This is a genomic window from Mobilisporobacter senegalensis (assembly GCF_003752155.1).
Classification (GTDB): domain Bacteria; phylum Bacillota; class Clostridia; order Lachnospirales; family Lachnospiraceae; genus Mobilisporobacter; species Mobilisporobacter senegalensis.
Genome location: NZ_RJVG01000001.1, coordinates 116,817 through 139,454 on the forward strand (window position 1 = coordinate 116,817; position 22,638 = coordinate 139,454).

Here is a 22,638-nt window from a genome sequence, read left to right on the forward strand (position 1 = left end):
TGATATATAAATTATATTAATCTAATTTATTGTATTTAATAATACCATGTAATAAATGTGAACTCATTAAGAAGAAAGCTTTTATCCTGCCAATTTTCATAACTCTGTAAACTCCATACGTCATTCTTGCAGACTTTAATTTATTTCTTGATTTTCCATTATTACTTAATCTATATAATAATAAAGGTTCATCTAATCCACAAGCTTTTCCATGCTTCTTTAGTATAGTAAGCCATGCTAGGTAATCTTCATGTAAATGACTATACTTCATAGGATTTTTTAAAGCTACATCTCGCTTAAGAATAACAGAAGAACAAGCAATACCATTATGATATAGCAAATTATTGTAATTAATCTCATCTTGTACATGAATTATTTTACCTGTTGTTATACCATCTTCATTTACTATTTCTCTGGCTGTAAAACATAATACATATTTTTTCTGCTTCATTAAATTAATCTGCTTTATTAACTTATCAGGTCTCCACCAATCATCCGCATCTAAAAAAGCAATATAATCGCCAGTAGCAATTTGTACTCCTCTATTTCTAGCTTCTGCAACACCTATATTTGTTTCATTCTTTAAATATATAAAGTTGTCTAATTTCATATATTTCTCTATTACTTGTCCTAAATTATCCTGAGAATTATCATCAATAAGAATAATTTCAAGAGGTACATTCTGACTTAATACAGATTCAATTGCTTTTTCAATATATTGGCTACAATTATATGCTGGTATAATCACAGAAACTTTTGGTTTTTCCATCACTGAGCACCTCAATCTATTATTTACGCTCAATACTTTCATGTATCGATTCTTTAAAATTCACAACTGAATATTTTGACTGTACTAAACTAATGTCTTTAATTTCTAATATCTTTATGTGATGTTCCTCATCTACTTCATAATATAAATCACCGAATATTTTACTTACCATTCCAATTTTCTTTTGCATAGCCTTAATTCCCCAGTTAAATGCCTTCGTAAAATATATTGTCCTTCCCAGACTTTCACCAATTACTCTTACCATCTCACTGGTACATACATACTCTTCATTCTGCGGATGGAAGTAACCCCATTCACTCTGGTCTATTAATAATCTTAAGAATTCACACAGATTTTCAATATATATCATACTTCTTTTGTTCTGTATGTCTGGAAAGATTGGAGTAATTTTAGCTAACTTAACTAATCTCTCAAAATTCCCTTTGCATCCATAGCCATATACCATTGGTGGTCTGACGATTGCAACTTTAAATTCATCACTATTTAGATCTATGATCTTTTGTTCTGCTTCTAACTTTGATCTTCCATAATGTGTATTAGGTTGGGACAAAGTATCTTTTGTTATCACACTTACATTGGAACCATATACTGCTGCCGTACTCATAAAGATAAATTGTCCTACTTTACTCTTTTTTGCTTTCTTCGCGACACTAATTGCAAGATCTCTATTTACTCTGTAATATAACTGGGCATTTTGCCTGGTTTCTCTTTCATGGGCAATTCCGGCCAAATGAATGACCGTATCATACCCGGTAAAATCATACTGTTCCCATTCTTTATGTTTTACACTTATCTTATCTATTAAAAATTGTTTCTCTTCCAATTGCCCTATGTATTGTATGAAAGAATTACCTATATAACTATTCCCTCCTATAATCAAGACTTTCTTCAAAGTTCTTCCCTTCTTTCACTCCTTCTTTCTTCCATACACTTGCAAATGTGAGAAAGAATATCTTTGCGTCGAATACAAAACTTAATCTCTTAACATATTCTCCATCCAAACATGCTTTCACATCGATTGGGATCTCATCTCTGCCATTGATCTGGGCCCATCCGGTAAGTCCCGGACGAATATCATTGGCACCATACTTGTCCCTCTCAGCAATCAGATCATATTGATTCCAGAGAGCAGGTCTTGGTCCTATAATACTCATTTCTCCAGACAGGATATTAAATATCTGTGGCAGTTCATCTAAACTTGTTTTACGAAGGAATCTTCCGATTGGAGTAATATAACTATTAGCATTCTCAAGTAAATGTGTTGGAGTATCTTTTGGTGCATCAATTCTCATAGTTCTGAATTTTAATATATAGAATTCCCTCTTTTGATTGCCAATCCTTTTTTGTCGAAAGAAAGCCGGTCCTTTTGAGGTGCACTTAATTAAAACCATAATAATTAGAATGATCCATCCAACTATTATGATACCTATAAAAGATAGTAAAATATCAATACATCGCTTTACATACTTTTTATACATAACTACTCCTCTTTAGACAATATTATAATAATATTATCACAAAATCACTCTCTTTACAATGATAGGACTAATTTTGAGGCGACAGATTTTAGGATATATGTACCTTCATCCAACATAAAAAAATACCAGCCAATTTTAATGTCCGTTCCCATTATTCTCAGTCTTCTGAATATCTTTCAAAATCAAAGTACATACACTCTGGAATATTGTTTTCAATAATAACTTTATTTAGATTAAACCAACTAATACATCTATCAAGAATGATAGAATCACTCGTGATCACATTGCTAAATTGCTCTAATAATGAGTCTACCTGATTCGTAACAATCGCTTCTATATCAATATCATAATGCCTCATAATTTCTATAATTTTTATCTTCAATTTTCCCGAATTAGATACCGGTGCATCAATATAGAAAACAGCCTTTTTAACTCCTTGTTTTACTAGTTCTTCTCCAATTAAGTTAATAGCTGCATTCGTTTTATCAATTAAATGATAAGTCCCTCTAAGCCCCGCCAGATCTCTAATCGTTCCATCCATGCATTTCAATATAAGTGAATTAGATAGTGCTACCTCTAAGGTGATAATTGTATTTAAACTATCTATATGAATAATGGTATTCTTTAGCTCATTTACTATTTCTTTGGATTTTCTTCGTTCCAACATTTCTTTGGATGTCAGCCCCCTCATTAATGCCAACCTTTGTCTTGCAGATAAGAGATAATGATCTCCTACATAGGTAGAGGCATTCTTTATGTTATAACCTCGATTTATAAGGTAAAGAATATCATGAGCTGCATTATATAGTTTATCCTTTGATTCCGGTCCAAATTCCTGAGTGTCTGATTCAATGAACCCTCTTCTACTAAATTTGCTCATAATAATCCACCTTTCATAAACCACTAATTCAATTATTAAACTTTCATATTATACCAAAACTTATATTGAACAATTCACATTATATAGTATAATTAATAATGCAATACTTATTAATTGAATTATTAAAATACATATTTTAAAGGAGTTATTATGTCTAAGAATAATCGTCATTCGAAAAATAACTCATATGCATCATCAAAGCAAATGAGTAGAAACTGGTACCTTCTTCCTATAGTTTTCATTGTTTCAATCCTTCCTTTAATCGTAAGAATGAAAGTATATAATACCGGATTATCTGGTTTTAACTGGTTTTGGAATAATGATACTCAATTTGATTTCTTTCTATATAATAAAAGTATGGTATTTACGATAATAACTTTTATTATTACTATGTTACTTATTTGGAATATAATTAGTCATAAATTTTTTAATTCTAAAGGTATTAATATCCTTAAAGAAAATGGCATATATAAATTTACATTCTCGTTAATTCCTTTGGGTATGTATGCTTTATTAGCTTTACTTTCCACTATATTTTCAGAGTACTCATCCTTTGGTTACACAGGTATTTTTGAACAATTTGAATCAATTTTTGTTATCCTGGGCTATTGTATTTTAGTGTATTATGTATTTCTTATTACTAACTCGGAAGAAGATATAAAACTGATTGTTAAATACCTCTTGGTAAGTATAATGATATTATGTGTACTTGGTTTAACCCAGGCTACAAGCCATGATTTTTTTGCTTCTGATCTTGGCAAAAGATTAATTGTTCCTTCAGAACATTGGAACATTCTTGACCAATTAAAGTTTAATTTTGAAGATAATCGTGTATATTTAACATTATATAATCCAAACTATGTCGGTTTATATACTTCATTGATATCACCTATACTTTTAGTATTATTGCTATTTACCAAACAACGTAAATTACAAATCCTATATAGCATTGCTATTGCAGGACTAATTCTTTGTATGATTGCTTCCTCATCAAGAAATGGTTTTGTTGCATTATGTGTGTCACTTGCATTTATTCTTATTTTATTTAGAAAGCTAATAATAAAGCATTGGAAATTCTCGATTGGAATTATAAGTTTTCTAATAATAGCCTTCTTATCAATTAACGCAATTACAGGAAATGTATTTATACAAAGGCTTCACTCTATAGTTACAGACGTAAAGACCCCTGAGTATCCATTATCTTCTATTCTTACAAATGATAACAATATTGAAATAATTTATAATAATAATAAACTATTGATACAAACAGAATTAAATGACCAAAACTTGTTCGATTTTACCTTAACTGATGAAAATGGTGATGAGATTCAAACTACATTAGACCGATCCAGTAGTACCTATTACATCGATAATACCCGTTTTAATACAATAACATTACAACAAGCACATTTAGACTCTGTCGCTAGTTTTAATGTAATTATTGATGGAGTTAATTGGTACTTTACGAATCAACTAGGTGATAATACTTATTATTATATTAATAACTATGGGAGATTTGATAAGATAATTAATGCTGAATCAGCTATATTCACTGACTTTGAAAAGATGGGTTCTGGAAGAGGTTATATATGGTCAAGAACACTTCCTCTCTTAAAGAATCATGTACTATTAGGCTCAGGTGCTGATACTTTCTCCTTAGTATTTCCACAGAATGATTATATTGGAAGATATCATAATGATTATATTTCAAGTTTAATAACAAGACCTCACAATATGTATTTACAAATGGCATTACAAACTGGGGTATTATCACTTATTGCTTTCTTAACATTTTACATTATGTATTTCATATCTTGCATTAGACTTTATTTTAAAAGTAATTTCGAGAATTATTATATGCAGATTGGTGCAGCAATTTTTGTTGGTACCATTGGATATATGGTATCTGGGCTCTTCAATGATTCAACAATAACAGTATCCCCAATCTTTTGGTTATTGATGGGTATGGGTATGGCTATAAACTATAAGCTAAAAAAATTTAAATAATTAATATCTAAACGTTATTTAATAAAAACCCAGTAGCTGTTGTATTATTTGAAATACAACAGCTACTGGGTTTTTAACTCATTCATTTAAAATCATATTCCTGGCATTCTATATATACTCTATTTAACTTTAAAACTATTAGAATTACGAGTAATAGAATTACCATTTTTATCTGTAAATTTTACATAAATCCTTCCAGAGAAACCTTTCTTAATTGTTACAGAATCACCTTTGGTCCATTTAGTTTTCTTTCCGTTATTCTCTAAAACATATTCAATGGCTTCTTTGCCACTTGCACCAAAATCTGCTGTAAATTTTAATGTGATTTCCGATTTAATAATAATATCTTTCGAATTCTTTTCTCCCCATTTTACAAATTTAATTTCTTCATTTTTAGAAACTATTTTTGTATTAATAGGTTCTTTTGAAACATAACTAAAACCAGTAGTTTTCTTTATTGTTTCATTGCCTGCACCATCTGTATATCTTACATATACCCTGCCGATGAAATCATTGCTGATAGTCACAGAATTACCTGCTGTCCAAGGCCAGTTTTTACTAAAACCTTTGCCTCTTTCTACTAACATGTATTCAACATTACCTTTACCACTTATACCAAAGTCCGCACTGAATTGCAAAGTAATAGGAGTTGATGCTTTGTTTGCATATGAATTCTTCGCATTGATGTCTACAATGTTAAGGTTAGACTGATTAGAAACAACGGAACAATTCGTTGGAGAAGTAGCATCTAATGTAAATCCCTGTGTCTTGCGAATGACTGTATTACCTAATTTATTAATATATTTTACATAGATACTTCCTTCAAAATCCTCAGTTAAAATCAAACTATTTCCAGTTAATACATTCCAATTCACATTACTTATATTATTTATTTTATCTGATGGAGCAAATGCATATTCAATTCTCTTTAAAGAGCTAACTCCATAATCTGCAAGGAAATCAATCTTAAGTTTACCTCCAAAAATCATATCATAATCTTCATCGCCATAGATACCATTCAAGGCCAGACTCCCCTGAGCAGTTTCAGCTTGAAGCTTCGTAAGATTTTTACTCTCAACTATATTTGATATTGTTGTATTACCAGTTAATATATCAATATTAGAACCTGCATAAGAATATGGCTCTTGATCAACAGTAATTTCTTTTCCATCACTTACCATTGTAATAGTACCGGATATATCAGTACGATAAATATTGGTCTTCTCCAATTTCTTCAAGGTAGTTATTCTAGGAAACTCGGCTCTGTTATCCCTGCCACAAGATATAACTGAGATAGATGGATCCACTGCATCTAAAAAAGCTTGAGTGGTAGAGGTTAATGCGCTATGATGCCCAACCTTTAATACATCTGATTTTAGATTGTGTCCTTTAGCAATCATCTCTTTTTCTGAAACACTTTCAGCATCTCCTGTAAATAGAAATGAATTTTCTCCATTGACAACTCTTACGACGATTGAATTGTCATTATAGCTTGCATAATTCGTGTTATTTGGTGCTACATATGTTATTGTGGTTGAGCCAAACTGAAATGATTTACCCATCACAGGTCTTACTATATTAACCTTCTTATTTAATATTACATTATTAAAATCATAATAGGATTGGTGAGGAAAAGTAGTATTAGTCATTATCAAATTTTCTACTTCAAAATTCTTTAATACATTAATCAATCCTCCTATATGATCTTCATGTTGATGAGTTGCTAATACATATTCTAGTTTTTTAACTCCCCTGGCTCTTAGGTATGCATTGAGTGTTGGTCCTGCAGCTACTGGCCCTCCATCTATTAACATATATTTCCCATTGCTCTCAAGTAATGCACCATCGCCTTGTCCAACATCGATAAAGGATACTTTTAAGTTATCCCCTGATTCAGCCTTTGTAGCCATAGGGCTAAAAAAAGATACTATTAAAATGAAAGTAATGAATAAGGATTTTAGTGTTCTAACTAGTTTCTTTGGATTCTTTTGTGTCTGTTTCTTTAGCATGGATATAAACCTAACCTTTCAAAAATTTACGCATACAGCAGAATCATCATATAATTGTTGCAAGATGATATCTCCCACATAATTATTGTCATAATATGAGTCTAGTATATAAATATGTTATAAGTATGTCAATTATATACTATATTGGGAATTGTATCAATACACAAAGCCTTCTAATATATATCATTTTTTTTGACCATTTATTTATATATTATATATATTTAAAATAAAACTTGGAAGATGTTTTTTCTAAAGAAACGTTAGTGTCTATTCTTATTACTTAAATAATGTAATTCAATTCTTTTATCCTCAAGAAATTTTAAAATCTTCAAGAGACTATTAGAAATACTAACTATAGAAATAGCCCTAGCATCAGTAAAAGCGCATGAGTCCAATAACCCCCAACACTTGACGTAGAACAAAAAAGGAATGACCTACGGTCATTCCTTTTCACTCATATTACTTAAATAATTTTAAAAATTATTTAACTGTAAATGATTTGTTAACTTCAACTGTTACTCTTACAGGAGTAGTTCCTTCAGTAACATCTATAGTTACTTTCTTAATATAGTGAGTCTTGTTTGATACGACTTCGTCTACTATAATTGTACCTGGATTATCTTGCTTTTTACCATTGTAGTAGAATTCGAATGCATCATTGATATCATCACAATTAGTAGTCTTAACTTGTTTAACTTCAACTTTAGGTTGAGTATCTACAACAACAAAACTTCTATTAAGTTTAATTGTTTTAACGCTACCATCAGTATTTAAATCTTTACTAAGAGTATTACCATCCCATTTGTATTGTGCAATCTTTAATGTAACAGAATAGTTACCTGCATCAAGATTTTTAACAGCTGGAGCACCTACTGTAACAGCAGTTTTTGAAATAGAAGTTGTTCCTACTGGTAAATCAACTGCACCATTGCTAGCTACTACTTTATTAGTTGATACATTCTTAATTTCATAAGATACGATGTCTGCATATTGAGCAAATACACCACCTCTAAGAACTTTAACATCAGCAGTGAAAACCTTATTAGATGTAACATCATCATTAACTAATAAATCAATCTTTTCATCACTTAAGCCAAGGCTATATGAAACTGATTTATTTGTAGGTGCAGCTTGATCTTTAACAATAACTTTAAGATTTTGTACTAAGCCAGCAAATTTAACGTTATAGTTATAAGTTCCAGCTCCATCACCTGTAAAGTAACTAGTATTTAATCTGATTTCATCACTAACAACAGCCAAAGCAATATCAGGAGCATTTGAAATTGATTCTGGATCTAAGTTATCTGTTCCCCAATTACCTGCTGCAATCTTATCACCATATTGATCTTTAACTGTTGCTTTAACAGTTGCAGAATCAGCTGGAGTAGAGTTAAGTGCTAGTGTAACTGAATTCTTATCTAAGCTTAATGAAGCAGCTTTTCTCTTAGCTACAATGTTGATTGGAAGTGATAATACAACTTTATCAGCATCAACATCTTTAACAAGTACATAAGCAGTTCCTGTAGCTACAGCTGTTAAGCTAGCTTCAAGACCATTACCGTTAACTAATAATACATTTTCATTTGATGAAGATAATGAATATCCTTCAGTCACTTCATCACCATTATTATCTTTTAAGTAAACATAAACTGATCTAGAAACAGTATCTTCAACTGCTAACTTATCGTTAAGTGTTGCAGTTGACCAATTAGAAGGTCCCTTACCTGTTTCAGCTACAGTATATTTGTATTCTTGGAAACCAGCAGCACTCTTGTCAACTGCAGTGATTGTAAGTTCAGTTTCTAATAAACCAACTTCTTTACCATCTACATAGTCATAAGTATGATATTTAGCTGTTGCTTTTGCAGTGTCACCTGTTTTGAATAAATATAATTTACTTCCTTCAGTATATCCATTAGATGTTTCAATATTAAATTCAATCTTAGAATCTTTTACATCACCATATGGATTTTCACTTAAGATAACACCATTAGCATCTTTAGCTAATACTTTAATTTCAGTTTTAGTTTCAGCTGAAACTGTTGCTGGTGTAATAGCAATACTTGCTACTTTGTTATCAGTTGCTGTGAATTGATAACTGCTATCTTTATAAGTTACTGTGTAAGTTTTACCATCATTGATTTCAGCAAAAGTTTCTAATGTTACTTTCTTGCCATCAACTTTAGCTTCTTTAATTGCGATATCAAGCTTTGTATCATCTGCAGTAATCTTGAAATCTGCTGCTTTTGCATCTTTCATATCAGTATTGAATGTTACATCAAGTTTTGTATCGGAGTTTTGAGTTGCGCTTTCAATGAAAGTACCAACTTTAACTTTGATAGTGTCAACTTTGTTCATTGTGCTTGCATTGCTGCTTGCAGTAGTTGCTTTAGCATATACAGTGATTGTAGCTTCACCATTAGCTTTAGCTGTAACTTTACCACCAGTCATACCAACTGTAGCTACTTCTTTGTTATCAGAGAAATATCTGATTACGTCAGTTGAAGTAGATGGAGTTAACTCAGCATCAAGTTGAGCTGTATCACCAACTGCTAAAGAGATATCATCACCAAGTTCAACGCTAGTTGCTCTTTGTTTTACTGTGAAAGTCTTTTTGTAAGATTTTCCAGTTTTTGTGCTCTTAGCAGTGATTGTTACTTTACCAGGTTTTACTGGTTTTAAAACACCACCTGTTAAACCAACTGTTGCTACAGACTTGTTACTTGAAGTCCATTTTGCATTAACGCCTTTACCAAGCTTTAAGCCATATGACTTAGTCACATATACTGTGCTTGCTGTGCTACCATTTTTTTGAGTAATTCCTGCTGCCGCTGAAGCAGTTGCTGCTGGAGCTACAGAAGTTACTACCATTGCGAATGCAAGAGTGGCAGCTAATTTCTTAAAGAAATTCTTCTTCATATTCTTTCTTCCTCCTTAAAATATATGGTTGAGTATTATATTTTCTCATGCTTTCACACCTCTTAGAGATGATTTTCAGGAATATCTACTATATATAATAGATTTCCTATGTACTTACTAAGAAAAGTATACAAAGCATACTTAAATATAATCTTTCCAATAACAAGATGATTATAACAATATTCAATCTAAAGGTCAAGTCTTTTTTCTTCCAAAGATTACATATTGTATAACTGTCGTGCATTGATAATTCTAGGCTTTAACTGATTATTACCAGTAGTACAAACCCCCCATACCTTATTACACTCTTCTCTATGAAACGATTATATTTCAGTCATAGTCATCAGCTAAGAATCATGACCTCGTTGATAATGATCTTGTGCTGTATCCTTGACATGTATTTATAATGCCCTAACTTTGTGTCAATTTTATGTCAAGGATTTGTCATAAGTGGTATATTTTAATTTTTTTGTAACATTTATTGGACAATCGGCCATATTCAGATGGAGTTAACACTAAATTCCAATTAGTATCACTCTATAACTTTAATATATCTTCTACTGTACTTTGCATATCTGCTGCATCACAAACTTTATCATGAAGAACCGGCGCAGTTCGAATCTCTTCTATCGCCTTAGGGATATCTGTATTAGATATCTTACTTAATTCATCAATCAATTCAAAGTCTGACAGACTATCATATTTCATATCAATGGAGTTCATGACACTTCTGGCAAATTTATATGGACTCGCAGTAGATGCAATCACTGCCTTGCTGGAATCTTTTGCTGCCTCTTTATATTGTTCATATACACTGGCAGCAACTGCGGTATGTGTATCAATTACATATCCTGTATCTTCATAAATTTTCTTAATAATATCAGCTGTGTCACCTTCACTTGCATATCCGCCTTCAAAATCTTTCAATTGATCTCTCATTTTAACTGTAACTTCATAATTACCTTTATTACTTAAAGAATCCATTAACTCTTTTGTTTTAGATGCATCAGATCCGGTAATGCGGTATATCAGTCTCTCCAGATTACTTGAAATCAGAATATCCATGGATGGAGAAGATGTTAATATGAAATCTCTATTTCTGTCATAAGTTCCTGTGGAAAAGAAATCAAATAACACTTTATTATCATTGGAAGCGCAGATTAGCTTGTTCACCGGCACTCCCATATTCTTGGCATAATAAGCTGCTAAGATATTTCCAAAGTTACCTGTTGGAACGACTATATTGATGAGTTCATTCTTGGCAATCTCCCCATTCTTATATAATCTTGAATAAGCATATACATAATAGACAATCTGAGGTACCAGTCTTCCAATATTAATAGAATTAGCTGAAGAGAATTGGTAACCGCCTTTGTCCATTTTAGCAGCAAGCTCTTTATTATTGAACATAGCCTTAACACCACTTTGGGCATCATCAAAATTACCTTTGATTCCTATTACGTAGGTATTATCACCTTTTTGGGTCACCATTTGCTTTTCCTGAATAGGGCTGACTCCATCTTTGGGATAGAATACTATAATCTTAGTTCCTTCTACATCCGCAAATCCTGCTAAAGCTGCTTTCCCCGTATCACCAGAGGTTGCAGTCAATATTACGATATCATTCTTTGCATTATTTTTCTTCGCTGAAGTAGTTAGTAAATGAGGTAAAATGGATAATGCCATATCTTTAAATGCAATGGTCGCCCCATGAAATAATTCTAAATAATAAGCACCTTCTGCTTTCGCTAAGGGAGCAATCTCCTCAGTATCAAATTTCTCATCGTAAGCTTTATGAATACAATTCTTAAGTTCTTCTTCTGTGAAGTCCGTAAAGAATAATTTCATCACTTCATACGCAACTTCCTGATATGTCATTTTTGATAGTTCGTCCATATTTACATCAAGAGTTGGGATTACCGTTGGCACAAAAAGACCCCCATCTTCTGCAAGCCCCTTAAGGATAGCCTGTGAAGCAGTTACTAATGTGTCATCACTTCTAGTACTTTTGTATAAGAGATTCATATTTACTCATTCCTTTTTATTATAGTATTGGGTTTCGTGTTTTATGAATTATAACATGTTTAAGTAGGGGATACAATATTAATATTTAGAATTTAGGTGAATATACTTGTATTTTTATTCACTTTTATATAATATGTTTGAAAGGCTTAAATGTGCAATAAATAACCAGATTTTTATACTATGAAACATTTTTATATGAGTTTCTTCTATAATAAATATGTATCTGGAATTTTAAATTTTTATCAAATGAAGCCCAGTTCAAATATTATCTGAACTATCACCCAATTTTTACATAATAAAAAGATTCTTAATTGCAGAAACCTATTTCTGTAATTAAGAATCTTTTATATTACTCTGATTTTAAAATTTAGTAGGAGATGTGGCATTCCTAGCCTTATAACTATTCATGATAGTTTTGCAGCAGTCTCTCCAATCTGAGTCTACCTTATTTATAAAATTCATGGCCTTTATACCGGAACAACCATGTAAGATTTCTATCAAACCAACTCATGTTACTTGGATCTGCTTTACTTCTTGCTGAGAAATAAAGTGCTCCTTTTGAATAATCTGTTCCGGCCAGGACTTCATCTACTGCCTGTTTCGTTTTCTTTGTAACTTTAACTGACCAATACCTTCCATCTTTGGTAGGAGAGAATTGAACACGACTTCCATTTCGCTGGAATACTACTCCTTTTACTGTATCCGGAAACTTCTTGCTTTTTACCCGGTTTAATATAACATTGGCTACTAAGATACGGCCTTTTAAATCCTCTCCAGTTGCTTCTGCCTCTACAATGCGCTCCAATATTTCTCTTTCTGATGCAGATAAGGTAATTGCGTTGCTTTTTACAGCTTTTTTCCCTTCTTTTATTTTCGCTGATTTCTTCGCCTTTTCTTGTTGAGTCTTTACTACTGCTGCTTCTCTAGCCTCTTCATCTGCTTCCAATCTGCGAGCTCTATTCTCTTCTATTTCTTCTTTTTGCTGTTCTTCGAATGCTTCATCTATAGCGCTCACTACCACTGTATTAACAGCGCCCATGCTATAGACATCTGATATAGTTTCTTTCTGAATGATTGTATCCTGCGGATTTTGATCGACTCGTATGTTTGCTTTCTTGGCTGTTTCTTCGTGCGTTCCTACAAATGAACCTACAATATCTTCGGTCTTTGCATAGGCTTCAATGACATTTTTGTCCTTTTCCTCTGAAACGTCGGAATTAAGTAGGATAATAATCGCTACCAACGTATAACCTACCACAAGCAGGCTTGATTTATAACATGATTCCATGCTTTTTCTAATACGTTTTTTTATTCCTGGAAGAAACGAGTGTATGTTTAGCATAATATACTTCCTCTTTTCTTAAAAATTTTTATGCCACATTTTGGGCATAGTTGCATTATATCATCTAACTTATCACTGTCAATAAGAATCGTTAAATTTTGGAATATGCTCTGAATTTCTTCTCCCACAATTATCCATCAATCGGCTTTTTTAACAATTGTTTGTAATGAATTTGCCGATTTTATATACAATATCAACATAATTTAATTAGATAAATATTACATTTATATTAAATATTGTGTTCAACATTTTACGTTTTTATTCATTTCGTAATATTTTTTTAATATTTTTAGGAATGAATCCCAAATTTTTCATCTTTTTATTTCGCGTTCCACTTCCTTTATTCGTCAATGAGCTATACAAAAATTGAATGAAAACTCTGATTGTGGTATACTTAACTGGAATCAATCTGTTGCGTTTCATGGCTTCAAAGCCTTTTATATATATGTGAAAAATTGTAAAAAACAATATATTAATAATATATTATGAATGTATGACATGTGACACGATATTATAGATAAAGTAAACCTTAATTCGGTGGTCATGGGGTAAAGTTTATTCTATTATATATTTTGTAAGTAAGAAACAGGAGGTGATGAGAATGAAACTACTGCCAGGTGTTTATATCGCTAAGAAAAAGAACGGTACCTTATATTATCGTTCTTCTATCACCTTTTCCAATAAACATATTAGTCTCGGAAGTTTCTCTGATGAAAATGCAGCTCATGAAGCTTATAAAGAAGCATATAATCTTCTTAAAGATTATTCTTATGAGATTGATAATTATAATAAAGGGATTCATTTTCTTTCTTTTGATAAATGGGTTGTATTAATTAATTTTCGTGACAACAAAATTTATATTAAAAATCCAATTTATATAATGAATCGATATTTTATCTACTATATTAATATAAATACTTTTTTCAAATTTGATGTAGATGACTTGTTCTACTATTCTACCCATAAAATTATGAAAAGAGGAGGTCACCTGTTCGTCTCTGATTACGGAATGCAGATAAATATATTATCCCGTTATGGAATTAAAAATTATGGAGTGGTTGGCAGAGATTATAAATTTGCAAATGGAGACTCCACAGATTTACGATATGGCAATATCGAAATTATTAATAAATATCATGGAGTATCTAAAATTATCACAAGAGGGTTACCTTTCTATCTTGCGAAGATTCATGTAAATGGAGATATTATAATAGGAAGATATCCTACAGAAGTAGAAGCCGCAATTGCTTATAACAAAGCTGTGAATCTTTTAAAAGAGCAGGGTATTAAGAAAAATTTTTATGAAAATTATATTGTGGAAGTGGATGAAATCGAATATGCCAGAATATATCATCAAATCAGGTTAAGTAAAAAAATAAGAAACTATATAGATATAAAGTGAAGGAAAAAGCCAATAGATATCATTAAAATACCTTTAATGGATAAATATTTATTTTTTTTAAAAAAGGGGTACCTTTTTTTACATTTTGTGTTATAATAAATGTATATTTTTCTTCTTCCATTTTCATAGTTCCAGAATTTGAAGCCACGTTGGCTCAATTTGGTAAGTTAGTAAGATTCGTTTCGGAAAGAATCAATTGCCATATGAGAACCAAGTGGCTCATTTTTCGCGCAAACAACAAGCCAAGCGCACAAAAAGAGAAAAGGATTCTCATGCTTGCATGAAAGAATCCTTTTCTCTTTTTGTGCATTAGGCGACTGTCCGCGAACCAATTAAAAATTATAGCCGCTATCATTATGATAGCGGCTATAATTTTTAAGGGGGTGAGCAGACAGTCCCTTGGCTTGTTGGCTATAATCATTTAGAAATCTTTATTATTTAAATAAATATTATTATACGTCTAAAATCTATTCTTTTGAATTGCCCCTTCTCCTCTTACGCAATGGATTTAAAAACTTTGCTGCTCCTAATATAAACACTGCTGATAAAACTAACTGCAATATGACGCTTACTGCAAACCAGTTTTCTATAATTGTAGAATTTCCTTTTCCATACTCACTTAATATTTTTGAAAATTCTGAATAATTTCCAAATTGATCTGTAATCATGGCTATCATAGTCACAATTGGATTCACCAGTAATATTAATATCAGATTACCTACATCAGGTGGATTATACACTCCAACCGATGCATACTGTTTCCCCATCTTAAAAGATATTAGGAGATATGCTGCAAATACAATGGCCGCCGTTCCAAGAATCAATGCGATCACTGTTCCATAAGTAAAAACTGTGGCAGAGGTAGTTTTTCTGGCTATTGTTGAGAAGAAAATACCTATGCTTCCAATAAAAACAGCTATTACGATTGCAAGAAGCATGAGCTGCAATAAATCTATAAATCTGATTCCTCCAACTGCAAAGGAGATTGCTAAAATAGGAAGACTGGAAAATACTAACAATAATAATGAACTAATGGAAGAACCTAATTTCCCTAAAACTATTTCGATTGGTTTTAACTTTGTGGTCAGTAATATCTCTAAGGTCTGTCGTTCCCTTTCTCCTGTTATGGAGCTGGAAGTAAATCCAGGAACAATAAATAGTACAAGACATATTTCAAGAACTGCAATAGTGGTATAGATACTAAGCATATTGGAATAATCTATTCCACCATACATTGCGCTCTCTTCAAAAGAAAGGTAAAATGCAAACAATCCGATGATAGCAAGTAAAAGGTTATAAAAGAAAATTATAAAAGCCATTTTTACTGTTCGGACGCTAATCTTTAATTCTTTTTTATATACAGGATTTATTTTCATGTAAATTCAGCCTCCTCTTTTGCAGTAATTTGCATAAATAAGGACTCCAGGCTTCCCTCTTCTCTTGTAAATGAAGATACCATTACCCCTTCTTGGATGAATGTTGATAATAGTCTTGCTTCTTCCTCTTCATTTCCCTTAAATGTGATGGAAATACTCTTATTTCTAATTGCTATATTATCTGCCAGAGGATTCTCTTTCAATATTTCTAAAGCTCTTTCATGATTTCTGGTGAATCGGATCACTAATGGATTGGCAGATTCCATTTCATGAAATATATGATCTACTGTGCCTGTCATAACCATCTTACCTTTATCAATAACACCAATATTAGTACACATCTGAGCAAGCTCAGGCAGTATATGGGAGCTGATCAGAATTGTTTTGCCTAATTGTCTTAAATTCTTAAGAATCTCTTTCATCTCATAACGGGCCCTGGGGTCCAGTCCGGAAGCCGGTTCATCAAGGATAAGAAGTTCCGGATTATGAAGCAGACTCCTTGCTAAACATAGTTTTTGTTTCATCCCTCTGGAAAGATGATCCACATATTGTTCTGCTTTATCAGAAAGATTTACTAACTCCAGTAATTCAAGAGATAATTTTTTTGCTTTTTCTCCTTCCATCCCATAGATAGACCCGAAGAATTCCATGTACTCATTTACCTTCAGATTATCATAGACTCCAAAGAAATCCGGTATATAACCTATCTTTTCTTTTAATACATGGTTTTCTTTTAAAGCATCTACTCCTGCTACCTTGACTCTTCCTGAATCCGGCAGAAGAAGACCGGAGATGATCTTCATTGCTGTTGTTTTTCCCGCACCATTTGGCCCAACAAATCCAAATATTTCACCTTTACTGATTGTTATATTAAGGCCATCCAGAGCAGTTACTTTTCCATAATTTTTATGAACATTCTCTAAATCAAGCATTAGTACGCCTCCTTTGTGGCAGTTAATACCGGCAGCGTAACTGGGACTTCCCTTAATTTTTCAGTTTCTGCCTTATATTTCACTAATAGATTGTTTTCGTCATCTAAATATGGAGCAATATCAGTAATGCTTCTGGCTTTTCCACTTTCAAAGACAAGTTCATAATTTTTAATCCGATTATTATAAAAATAGATGGAACCAATAAATCCTGCTTTGCTATTTGGGTTAAACTCTAAATTACCCCGATCTGAATATTGGATGCTCTTAATTTTATCTGATTTTCCAAATGTATATTTCACATCAACTACATCATTTGGCATATATCGGTAGATATCAATGGAATATCCATCTGTATCTGTGATATAACAATCTAAATTGGATATGTTCATATCTCCATCATCATTAATCTCACCAATTTCAAGAGGAATTACAACAACTTCAATTCCTTTTCCCTTAATACTCAGAGTATTCATTATGCTCTGAGTATCTTTTTCTGATGAAAAGCCAATGAGGTAATTATCTTTTGTCAAATTTACCATGCTGTCCTCTAAATAAATTTCCAGGGCTTTATATCTTTTTAAGACACCAAGATTTTTACTTTTAAGGCTTCCTCCGGCAATTTTTTCTATTACATCTGTATAATAGATACTATTTAATGTTGAATAACTGTTCCCTGAATCACTCTTAATCCGGGTTGTTTCTCCATCTTTAATATCACCCACCGGTATGATTGTTCCATTACACATAATAGCTGTATGGCTCAAATCATATCCAAGATTATTCGTAAATTCTCCACTGATTTCATTTATGTTATCTTTAATAGAATATTGATATCCCCCTTGCTTTGTCGTTTCTCTGCTTCCTATAAAATATAGAGGGGAAAAAGATGAGAACTTCTGCATGAAAATATTGGTACTGTCCTCTTTATATTCAACTGCCTTTGTATATTCCGTATAATCATGTTTTTTTAAATTCCCATACATATACCCATATTCATTTGATATGATCCCAACAGGATATTTACTATTAAATATAGCATTATATTCTATATTATAAGGAGATGTCAGGCTAAAATAAGTGTCTTCTACTGCCTTTCCATCTTCTCCAATTTTAGTATAGGTTAAATATTTCGCATATGGTTCCGTAATCCTTGTATGAAAGCCTAGAGCATAGACTATAAAAGTAAATATTATAGCAGTCATGGGTACCAACATCCAAACAAGATGTCTTTTATCCCTTTTCTTTAATACAACATATAAAACAGGCCCAATAAGAAGAATGTAAATGCTTAAAACTATAATATACCCTGTTACTTCTGGTACCTCTTTCGATTCAGGTATACTGAGTATATCATTGATCCTGTAATTATAAAAAGTCCCTCCATATCTGTTTGAATTATTTCGTAGCTTGCCTTCCCCAAGGTCATGGATGATTTCTTCTTGTATTTCCATTCCAATTGTTTGAAACTGGTCTGTCTGAATATTTAAATCTTCATCTGCTACAAGGACATTTCCAAATTCTACATTATATTTTGTAAAGAAATTCTTTTTTGTTCCTGTCCTCTCCTTCAACAGGTCCAGGAAATAATTCTTGCTGTTCTTCTCAAGAATTAAACTGCCACCTTCCCGCACCCATTTTTCAATTGAGATATATTGGTCTTTCGTAAGCAATTCCAGATCATAATTATAGATAATGATTCCGTCGAGAGCTTCAAGTGCATGATAATCATTCATAATATTATCTTTTTTTAGATAAATTAACTCTGTATCTCCGTCTTCTAAATATCTAAACTCCGATTGTCCATTAGATAGCACTCCAATAAAGATATCTTTCTGATCTTCCAACAATTTTATAGCAGCCACTTTTTCTACTATTGTCTCATTGTCTTCATCAACAAACCTATATTGAAACTGATCTCCTATCCCATTCATACGAATCACAAATTCTACATCCGTAGTTTCATTTGCTTTCACTTTTACATTTTGTTCATAGAGTGCATTATCATTCCCTTCTCCCGGAATGATTACTTGAAAGACTCCATCATGATCTTCCCCATGATTAACAATTCTGGCTTGAACACTGAAATATTGTCCATACTTTACATAACCATCGATTCCATAGTTCACCACAAATTCCATATCTTGAACTTTAAAAGTTTCTACTCCTTTTAGATCCCGGTACCCTTCTTCATTGGTTTCTTCTTCCGTAGTAGGAAGAGCAGATGTTTGAGAAATCATTTTTCTCATACAACCGGAAAGAAGAATCATGAAAATTATTGTAAGGGCAAGTATAATAAGAGATTTATGTTTCATGATTGTCTTTCCCTTCTTTCCACAGAATCAAGGTTGAATTGACCCCCTGGAAGCTGATTCAATAGTATAACTTCAAATACAGTCCCATTAAAATCACTTTTTGCAGTAATTGAACCACCATGCATCTTTATAATATTTTTGGCTATTGCAAGTCCCAGACCAGTTCCGCCTGTTTCTCTTGATCTGGAAGTTTCAACACGATAAAAACGGTCAAATATATTGCTGATATCTTTATCCGGTATTAATTCACCATAATTGGTGACGGTAATAACAACATGTTCTATATGTTTTGTAATTTCAATTTTAATGCTTTTCCCATCTCTTCCATACTTTACTGCATTACTTATCAGGTTCGCAATTGCCCTTGCTAATAAATCTCCATCCGCAATAATAATCGCCTGATTGTGACTTGATTTAAATTCATAATCGAGTCCTACTTCTTGAAAACTTGGATAGAATTCATCTACGAGCTGTTCCATAAATTTTACCATATCCACCTCACATGGGTGCATTGAAACCTCTCCCGTACTAAATTTTGTATAAGTGAAAAGGTCTTCGATTAATTTTTCCAGACGCTTCGATTTGTTATAGGCAATGGTAACATATTGGTTTTTCGTGTCATCATCCAGCTCTTTTCCTGAGGATACCAGATCAAGATATCCAATGATAGATGTCAGGGGAGTTCTCAAATCGTGTGCCACTGAAGTAATGAGATCATTCTTAACATGTTCGTTTTTACGTTCATTTTCCATGATTCGTTTTACGTCATCCGCCATCTTATTGATCCTGCTGGCAATCAAAGTGAATTCATCTTCATTTTTTATGTCTATTCTTGTATCAAAATTTCCTGCTGAAATTTCATTGATCCCAACCACTATTTCATCTAGATAACTGGCAAAGTCCTTGGTGAGCAATAAGAAATATGCTACAAATAATATGATGGCAATAATAACAACAACGACTGTAAGTAAGATATGCTGGTTTCCGACTTCTGGCTGATCCATAATCCGATTTACATTATTTACTGCAGTTCCATAAAAAACCTGATTATTCAGTTCCTCATTCATCTGGATACTGCCATCAGATATGTGATCCAAAAAAGTTTTTACTCCCTTTATAATTAAAAAGATTCCAAGTTCAGTAAGAATGGCATAAAACAGGCTTAGCAAACCATATATGATAACCTCATATCGAAAGCTGTGAAATATTTTATTTCTCAATTTTATAACCAACTCCCCAAACTGTTTTTATGATTTGTGCGTTTCTTGAATCCATCTCAATTTTTTCTCTAAGTCTTCTGATATGAACCATTACAGTGTTATTTGCTTCATACATTTTTTCATTCCATACTCGCTCAAATATTTCATCGGTACTAAATACTCTTCCTAAATTAGTAGCAAGCAGATATAATATATCAAATTCAATAGGTGTCAGTTTTACTTCTTTGTCACCTGAAATGACTTTATGGCTTTCCTTATTAATAATCAAATGTTTTATTTGAATTTCTCTATCTGATTTCTCACCATGAGAATCCGGATTGAACTTCGTATATCTTCTAAGCTGTGATTTTACTCTGGCGGTAAGTTCTAATGGATTAAAAGGTTTGATTACATAATCATCTGCTCCTGTACTGAGCCCCACGATCTTATCAAAATCACTGGATTTTGCACTCAGCATTATGATTGGAATCGTACTCGTTTCCCGAATGATCTTACACATGCTGAGTCCATCTATTCCTGGCATCATAATATCCAAGATAGCAAGTTTTATATCTTCATTTTCCAGTATCGCTAATCCATCTTTTGCATTATTAGCTTTAAAGATACGATATCCGTCGCTTATTAAATGAATCTCTACAAGGTCTGCGATATCCTTGTCATCATCCACTACCAGAATATTTATCTGCTCCATGTCTTCTCCTCTTTCAAATCATTAAACATATACAAGTGTACTATTTTAATTATGATAACTTTTAGCAAGTTTAACTAATTCTTCCAGCAAAATATTGATTTTCCTACATTAATATAAATTATATTAGCATATGCATCATAAAAAATCCTTACAAAAACCTTAAGATATTCTTGGATTTTGTCGCAGTCTGGCCATATAGAAATGTAACGAAGTGAAATCAGGTTTATGGCTGAGCTGTAACTGGGTCTTCCATGAAATCCTGCAATTTTTTAAGTAATGTTCACAAATTGTTCAATTTTTCTACAAACAATCTTCATATATTCTGTGTATAATAAAATCATAGTAATTATTAAGAATAAACAATCTTAATGAATACCTATTCCCCCTATTATATAAATTTATTTTTTTCATTAACATGGCCAAGTATTTAAATACTTGGCCTCTCCTCTTTTATAACAAAATCCCCATAATATATATAATTATGTAGACAACAAATATAATTGTATTCAATGATGTTCCTACAACCGGAAATGAATAATACACCTCTTCTTCATTTAAACTCTGCATTCCTATAATAAGTCCTCCAATAGAAAAAATGAGGGCTGATAATCCAATTCCCCCAAAAAGCATATTCCCATTGCCTCCGCTTGTACTGGAAAGTATGGATAGTATGATCAGAACAATAATAGAAAGTACTCCCAATGCGGTGGAAAGCATGCCTTTCTTAGAATGGTTTCGATTTGAGAACATAAAATTCGATTTCTTTAATTTAAACATTACTTTTTCCTTTCCAGACTTTATAGTAAATACTCCTTGCAATGATAAATAAGATATATCCAAGTACTCCACCTACTGTATTCATTAAGAGATCATCTACATCAAAGATTCCAACTTTAAGAAGCAGTTGCATAAGTTCAACTCCAAGGGTCAATTCAAAACTTAAAATCAAAATATTGAAGAACTTCCTGTTACTGGGACTGATGATGGGCAATACAAATCCAAATGGTGTAAAAGCTAATACATTACCTAGTATATTAACCATAAAACTTTCAAATCCTACTTCTTTTCTATATATTATAAATCTTTTAATTTCCTGAAATAAATGTAAGTTATATCTGTATTCTGAATTATTTTCCATTCTGCCATACTTCTCGCTAAAGAACAAAAAATAAGAAAGCAACATAATATATATTACAAAAAGTAACCATGCAATATGGTTTACTGTTTTGCGAGATTTCTTCAATATTTTCACCCC

Annotated in this window: 17 protein-coding genes; 2 read left to right on the top strand and 15 right to left on the bottom strand. The window is 32.1% G+C overall.

Annotation, left to right across the window (positions count from 1 at the left end; all coding sequences use genetic code 11):
• Positions 1-16: 16 nt before the first annotated feature.
• From EDD66_RS00475 to EDD66_RS00490, 4 genes are all read right to left on the bottom strand, one after another.
• Entirely contained in the window at positions 17-769 is a 753-nt protein-coding gene (locus EDD66_RS00475) for a glycosyltransferase family 2 protein (RefSeq protein ID WP_123607579.1), read from the bottom strand.
• A gap of 19 nt (positions 770-788) precedes the next feature.
• Positions 789-1,682 carry an NAD-dependent epimerase/dehydratase family protein gene (locus EDD66_RS00480; RefSeq protein ID WP_123607580.1) on the bottom strand — a complete coding sequence of 298 codons (894 nt, stop codon included), beginning with the start codon at positions 1,680-1,682 and terminating at the stop codon, positions 789-791.
• Complete coding sequence (locus EDD66_RS00485) at positions 1,651-2,268, bottom strand: sugar transferase (RefSeq protein ID WP_123607581.1); 618 nt, start codon at positions 2,266-2,268, stop codon at positions 1,651-1,653. Before EDD66_RS00485 ends, EDD66_RS00480 begins: the two co-directional genes overlap by 32 nt.
• Before the next feature lie 157 nt (positions 2,269-2,425).
• Complete coding sequence (locus tag EDD66_RS00490) at positions 2,426-3,148, bottom strand: DUF434 domain-containing protein (protein ID WP_123607582.1); 723 nt, start codon at positions 3,146-3,148, stop codon at positions 2,426-2,428.
• 150 nt (positions 3,149-3,298) lie between these two features.
• On the opposite strand from EDD66_RS00490, the gene EDD66_RS00495 reads away from it, so the two are divergent.
• Positions 3,299-5,155 carry an O-antigen ligase family protein gene (locus tag EDD66_RS00495; protein ID WP_123607583.1) on the top strand — a complete coding sequence of 619 codons (1,857 nt, stop codon included), beginning with the start codon at positions 3,299-3,301 and terminating at the stop codon, positions 5,153-5,155.
• Positions 5,156-5,274: 119 nt separating this feature from the next.
• Here EDD66_RS00495 and EDD66_RS00500 read toward each other — a convergent pair whose 3' ends face one another.
• From EDD66_RS00500 to EDD66_RS00515, 4 genes are all read right to left on the bottom strand, one after another.
• Complete coding sequence (locus EDD66_RS00500; protein ID WP_123607584.1) at positions 5,275-7,164, bottom strand: ComEC/Rec2 family competence protein; 1,890 nt, start codon at positions 7,162-7,164, stop codon at positions 5,275-5,277.
• A gap of 480 nt (positions 7,165-7,644) precedes the next feature.
• Positions 7,645-10,083 carry an Ig-like domain-containing protein gene (locus EDD66_RS00505; RefSeq protein ID WP_123607585.1) on the bottom strand — a complete coding sequence of 813 codons (2,439 nt, stop codon included), beginning with the start codon at positions 10,081-10,083 and terminating at the stop codon, positions 7,645-7,647.
• Between the two features lie 537 nt (positions 10,084-10,620).
• The gene (gene thrC / locus EDD66_RS00510; RefSeq protein ID WP_123607586.1) at positions 10,621-12,108 is read right to left on the bottom strand and encodes a threonine synthase; all 1,488 of its coding nucleotides are present in this window, start codon (positions 12,106-12,108) and stop codon (positions 10,621-10,623) included.
• Between the two features lie 445 nt (positions 12,109-12,553).
• Positions 12,554-13,450: a cell wall hydrolase gene (locus EDD66_RS00515; RefSeq protein WP_243115273.1), complete on the bottom strand. Its 897-nt coding sequence runs from the start codon at positions 13,448-13,450 to the stop codon at positions 12,554-12,556.
• 601 nt (positions 13,451-14,051) lie between these two features.
• Here EDD66_RS00515 and EDD66_RS00520 point away from each other — a divergent pair.
• Entirely contained in the window at positions 14,052-14,852 is an 801-nt protein-coding gene (locus tag EDD66_RS00520; protein WP_123607587.1) for a hypothetical protein, read from the top strand.
• 467 nt (positions 14,853-15,319) lie between these two features.
• Here EDD66_RS00520 and EDD66_RS00525 read toward each other — a convergent pair whose 3' ends face one another.
• From EDD66_RS00525 to EDD66_RS00555, 7 genes are all read right to left on the bottom strand, one after another.
• Positions 15,320-16,228 (bottom strand): ABC transporter permease, encoded by a 909-nt coding sequence (locus EDD66_RS00525; protein ID WP_123607588.1) that lies wholly within the window; start codon positions 16,226-16,228, stop codon positions 15,320-15,322.
• On the bottom strand, positions 16,225-17,160 hold the full coding sequence (locus tag EDD66_RS00530; protein ID WP_123607589.1) for an ABC transporter ATP-binding protein: 936 nt from the start codon (positions 17,158-17,160) through the stop codon (positions 16,225-16,227). The genes EDD66_RS00525 and EDD66_RS00530 overlap by 4 nt, the downstream gene beginning before the upstream one ends.
• Positions 17,160-19,472, bottom strand: a complete 2,313-nt coding sequence (locus tag EDD66_RS00535; protein WP_123607590.1) for a hypothetical protein — start codon at positions 19,470-19,472, stop codon at positions 17,160-17,162. Before EDD66_RS00535 ends, EDD66_RS00530 begins: the two co-directional genes overlap by 1 nt.
• A complete protein-coding gene (locus tag EDD66_RS00540; RefSeq protein WP_123607591.1) occupies positions 19,469-20,692 on the bottom strand; it encodes a sensor histidine kinase in 1,224 nt (407 codons plus the stop codon). Before EDD66_RS00540 ends, EDD66_RS00535 begins: the two co-directional genes overlap by 4 nt.
• Positions 20,682-21,383 (bottom strand): response regulator transcription factor, encoded by a 702-nt coding sequence (locus tag EDD66_RS00545; RefSeq protein WP_123607592.1) that lies wholly within the window; start codon positions 21,381-21,383, stop codon positions 20,682-20,684. The genes EDD66_RS00540 and EDD66_RS00545 overlap by 11 nt, the downstream gene beginning before the upstream one ends.
• Positions 21,384-21,833: 450 nt before the next feature.
• The gene (locus EDD66_RS00550; protein ID WP_123607593.1) at positions 21,834-22,160 is read right to left on the bottom strand and encodes a DUF6142 family protein; all 327 of its coding nucleotides are present in this window, start codon (positions 22,158-22,160) and stop codon (positions 21,834-21,836) included.
• Positions 22,153-22,635 (bottom strand): VanZ family protein, encoded by a 483-nt coding sequence (locus EDD66_RS00555; RefSeq protein ID WP_279232872.1) that lies wholly within the window; start codon positions 22,633-22,635, stop codon positions 22,153-22,155. Before EDD66_RS00555 ends, EDD66_RS00550 begins: the two co-directional genes overlap by 8 nt.
• Positions 22,636-22,638 lie beyond the last annotated feature (3 nt).

What these genes read in the sequence shown, in the direction of transcription:
- thrC (WP_123607586.1), bottom strand. Translation starts at nt 12,108, where the DNA reads ATGAATCTCTTATACAAAAGTACTAGAAGTGATGACACATTAGTAACT.
- EDD66_RS00550 (WP_123607593.1), bottom strand. Translation starts at nt 22,160, where the DNA reads ATGTTTAAATTAAAGAAATCGAATTTTATGTTCTCAAATCGAAACCAT.
- EDD66_RS00485 (WP_123607581.1), bottom strand. Translation starts at nt 2,268, where the DNA reads ATGTATAAAAAGTATGTAAAGCGATGTATTGATATTTTACTATCTTTT.
- EDD66_RS00530 (WP_123607589.1), bottom strand. Translation starts at nt 17,160, where the DNA reads ATGCTTGATTTAGAGAATGTTCATAAAAATTATGGAAAAGTAACTGCT.
- EDD66_RS00515 (WP_243115273.1), bottom strand. Translation starts at nt 13,450, where the DNA reads ATGCTAAACATACACTCGTTTCTTCCAGGAATAAAAAAACGTATTAGA.
- EDD66_RS00505 (WP_123607585.1), bottom strand. Translation starts at nt 10,083, where the DNA reads ATGAAGAAGAATTTCTTTAAGAAATTAGCTGCCACTCTTGCATTCGCA.
- EDD66_RS00495 (WP_123607583.1), top strand. Translation starts at nt 3,299, where the DNA reads ATGTCTAAGAATAATCGTCATTCGAAAAATAACTCATATGCATCATCA.
- EDD66_RS00535 (WP_123607590.1), bottom strand. Translation starts at nt 19,472, where the DNA reads ATGAAACATAAATCTCTTATTATACTTGCCCTTACAATAATTTTCATG.
- EDD66_RS00475 (WP_123607579.1), bottom strand. Translation starts at nt 769, where the DNA reads ATGGAAAAACCAAAAGTTTCTGTGATTATACCAGCATATAATTGTAGC.
- EDD66_RS00520 (WP_123607587.1), top strand. Translation starts at nt 14,052, where the DNA reads ATGAAACTACTGCCAGGTGTTTATATCGCTAAGAAAAAGAACGGTACC.
- EDD66_RS00545 (WP_123607592.1), bottom strand. Translation starts at nt 21,383, where the DNA reads ATGGAGCAGATAAATATTCTGGTAGTGGATGATGACAAGGATATCGCA.
- EDD66_RS00490 (WP_123607582.1), bottom strand. Translation starts at nt 3,148, where the DNA reads ATGAGCAAATTTAGTAGAAGAGGGTTCATTGAATCAGACACTCAGGAA.
- EDD66_RS00500 (WP_123607584.1), bottom strand. Translation starts at nt 7,164, where the DNA reads ATGCTAAAGAAACAGACACAAAAGAATCCAAAGAAACTAGTTAGAACA.
- EDD66_RS00525 (WP_123607588.1), bottom strand. Translation starts at nt 16,228, where the DNA reads ATGAAAATAAATCCTGTATATAAAAAAGAATTAAAGATTAGCGTCCGA.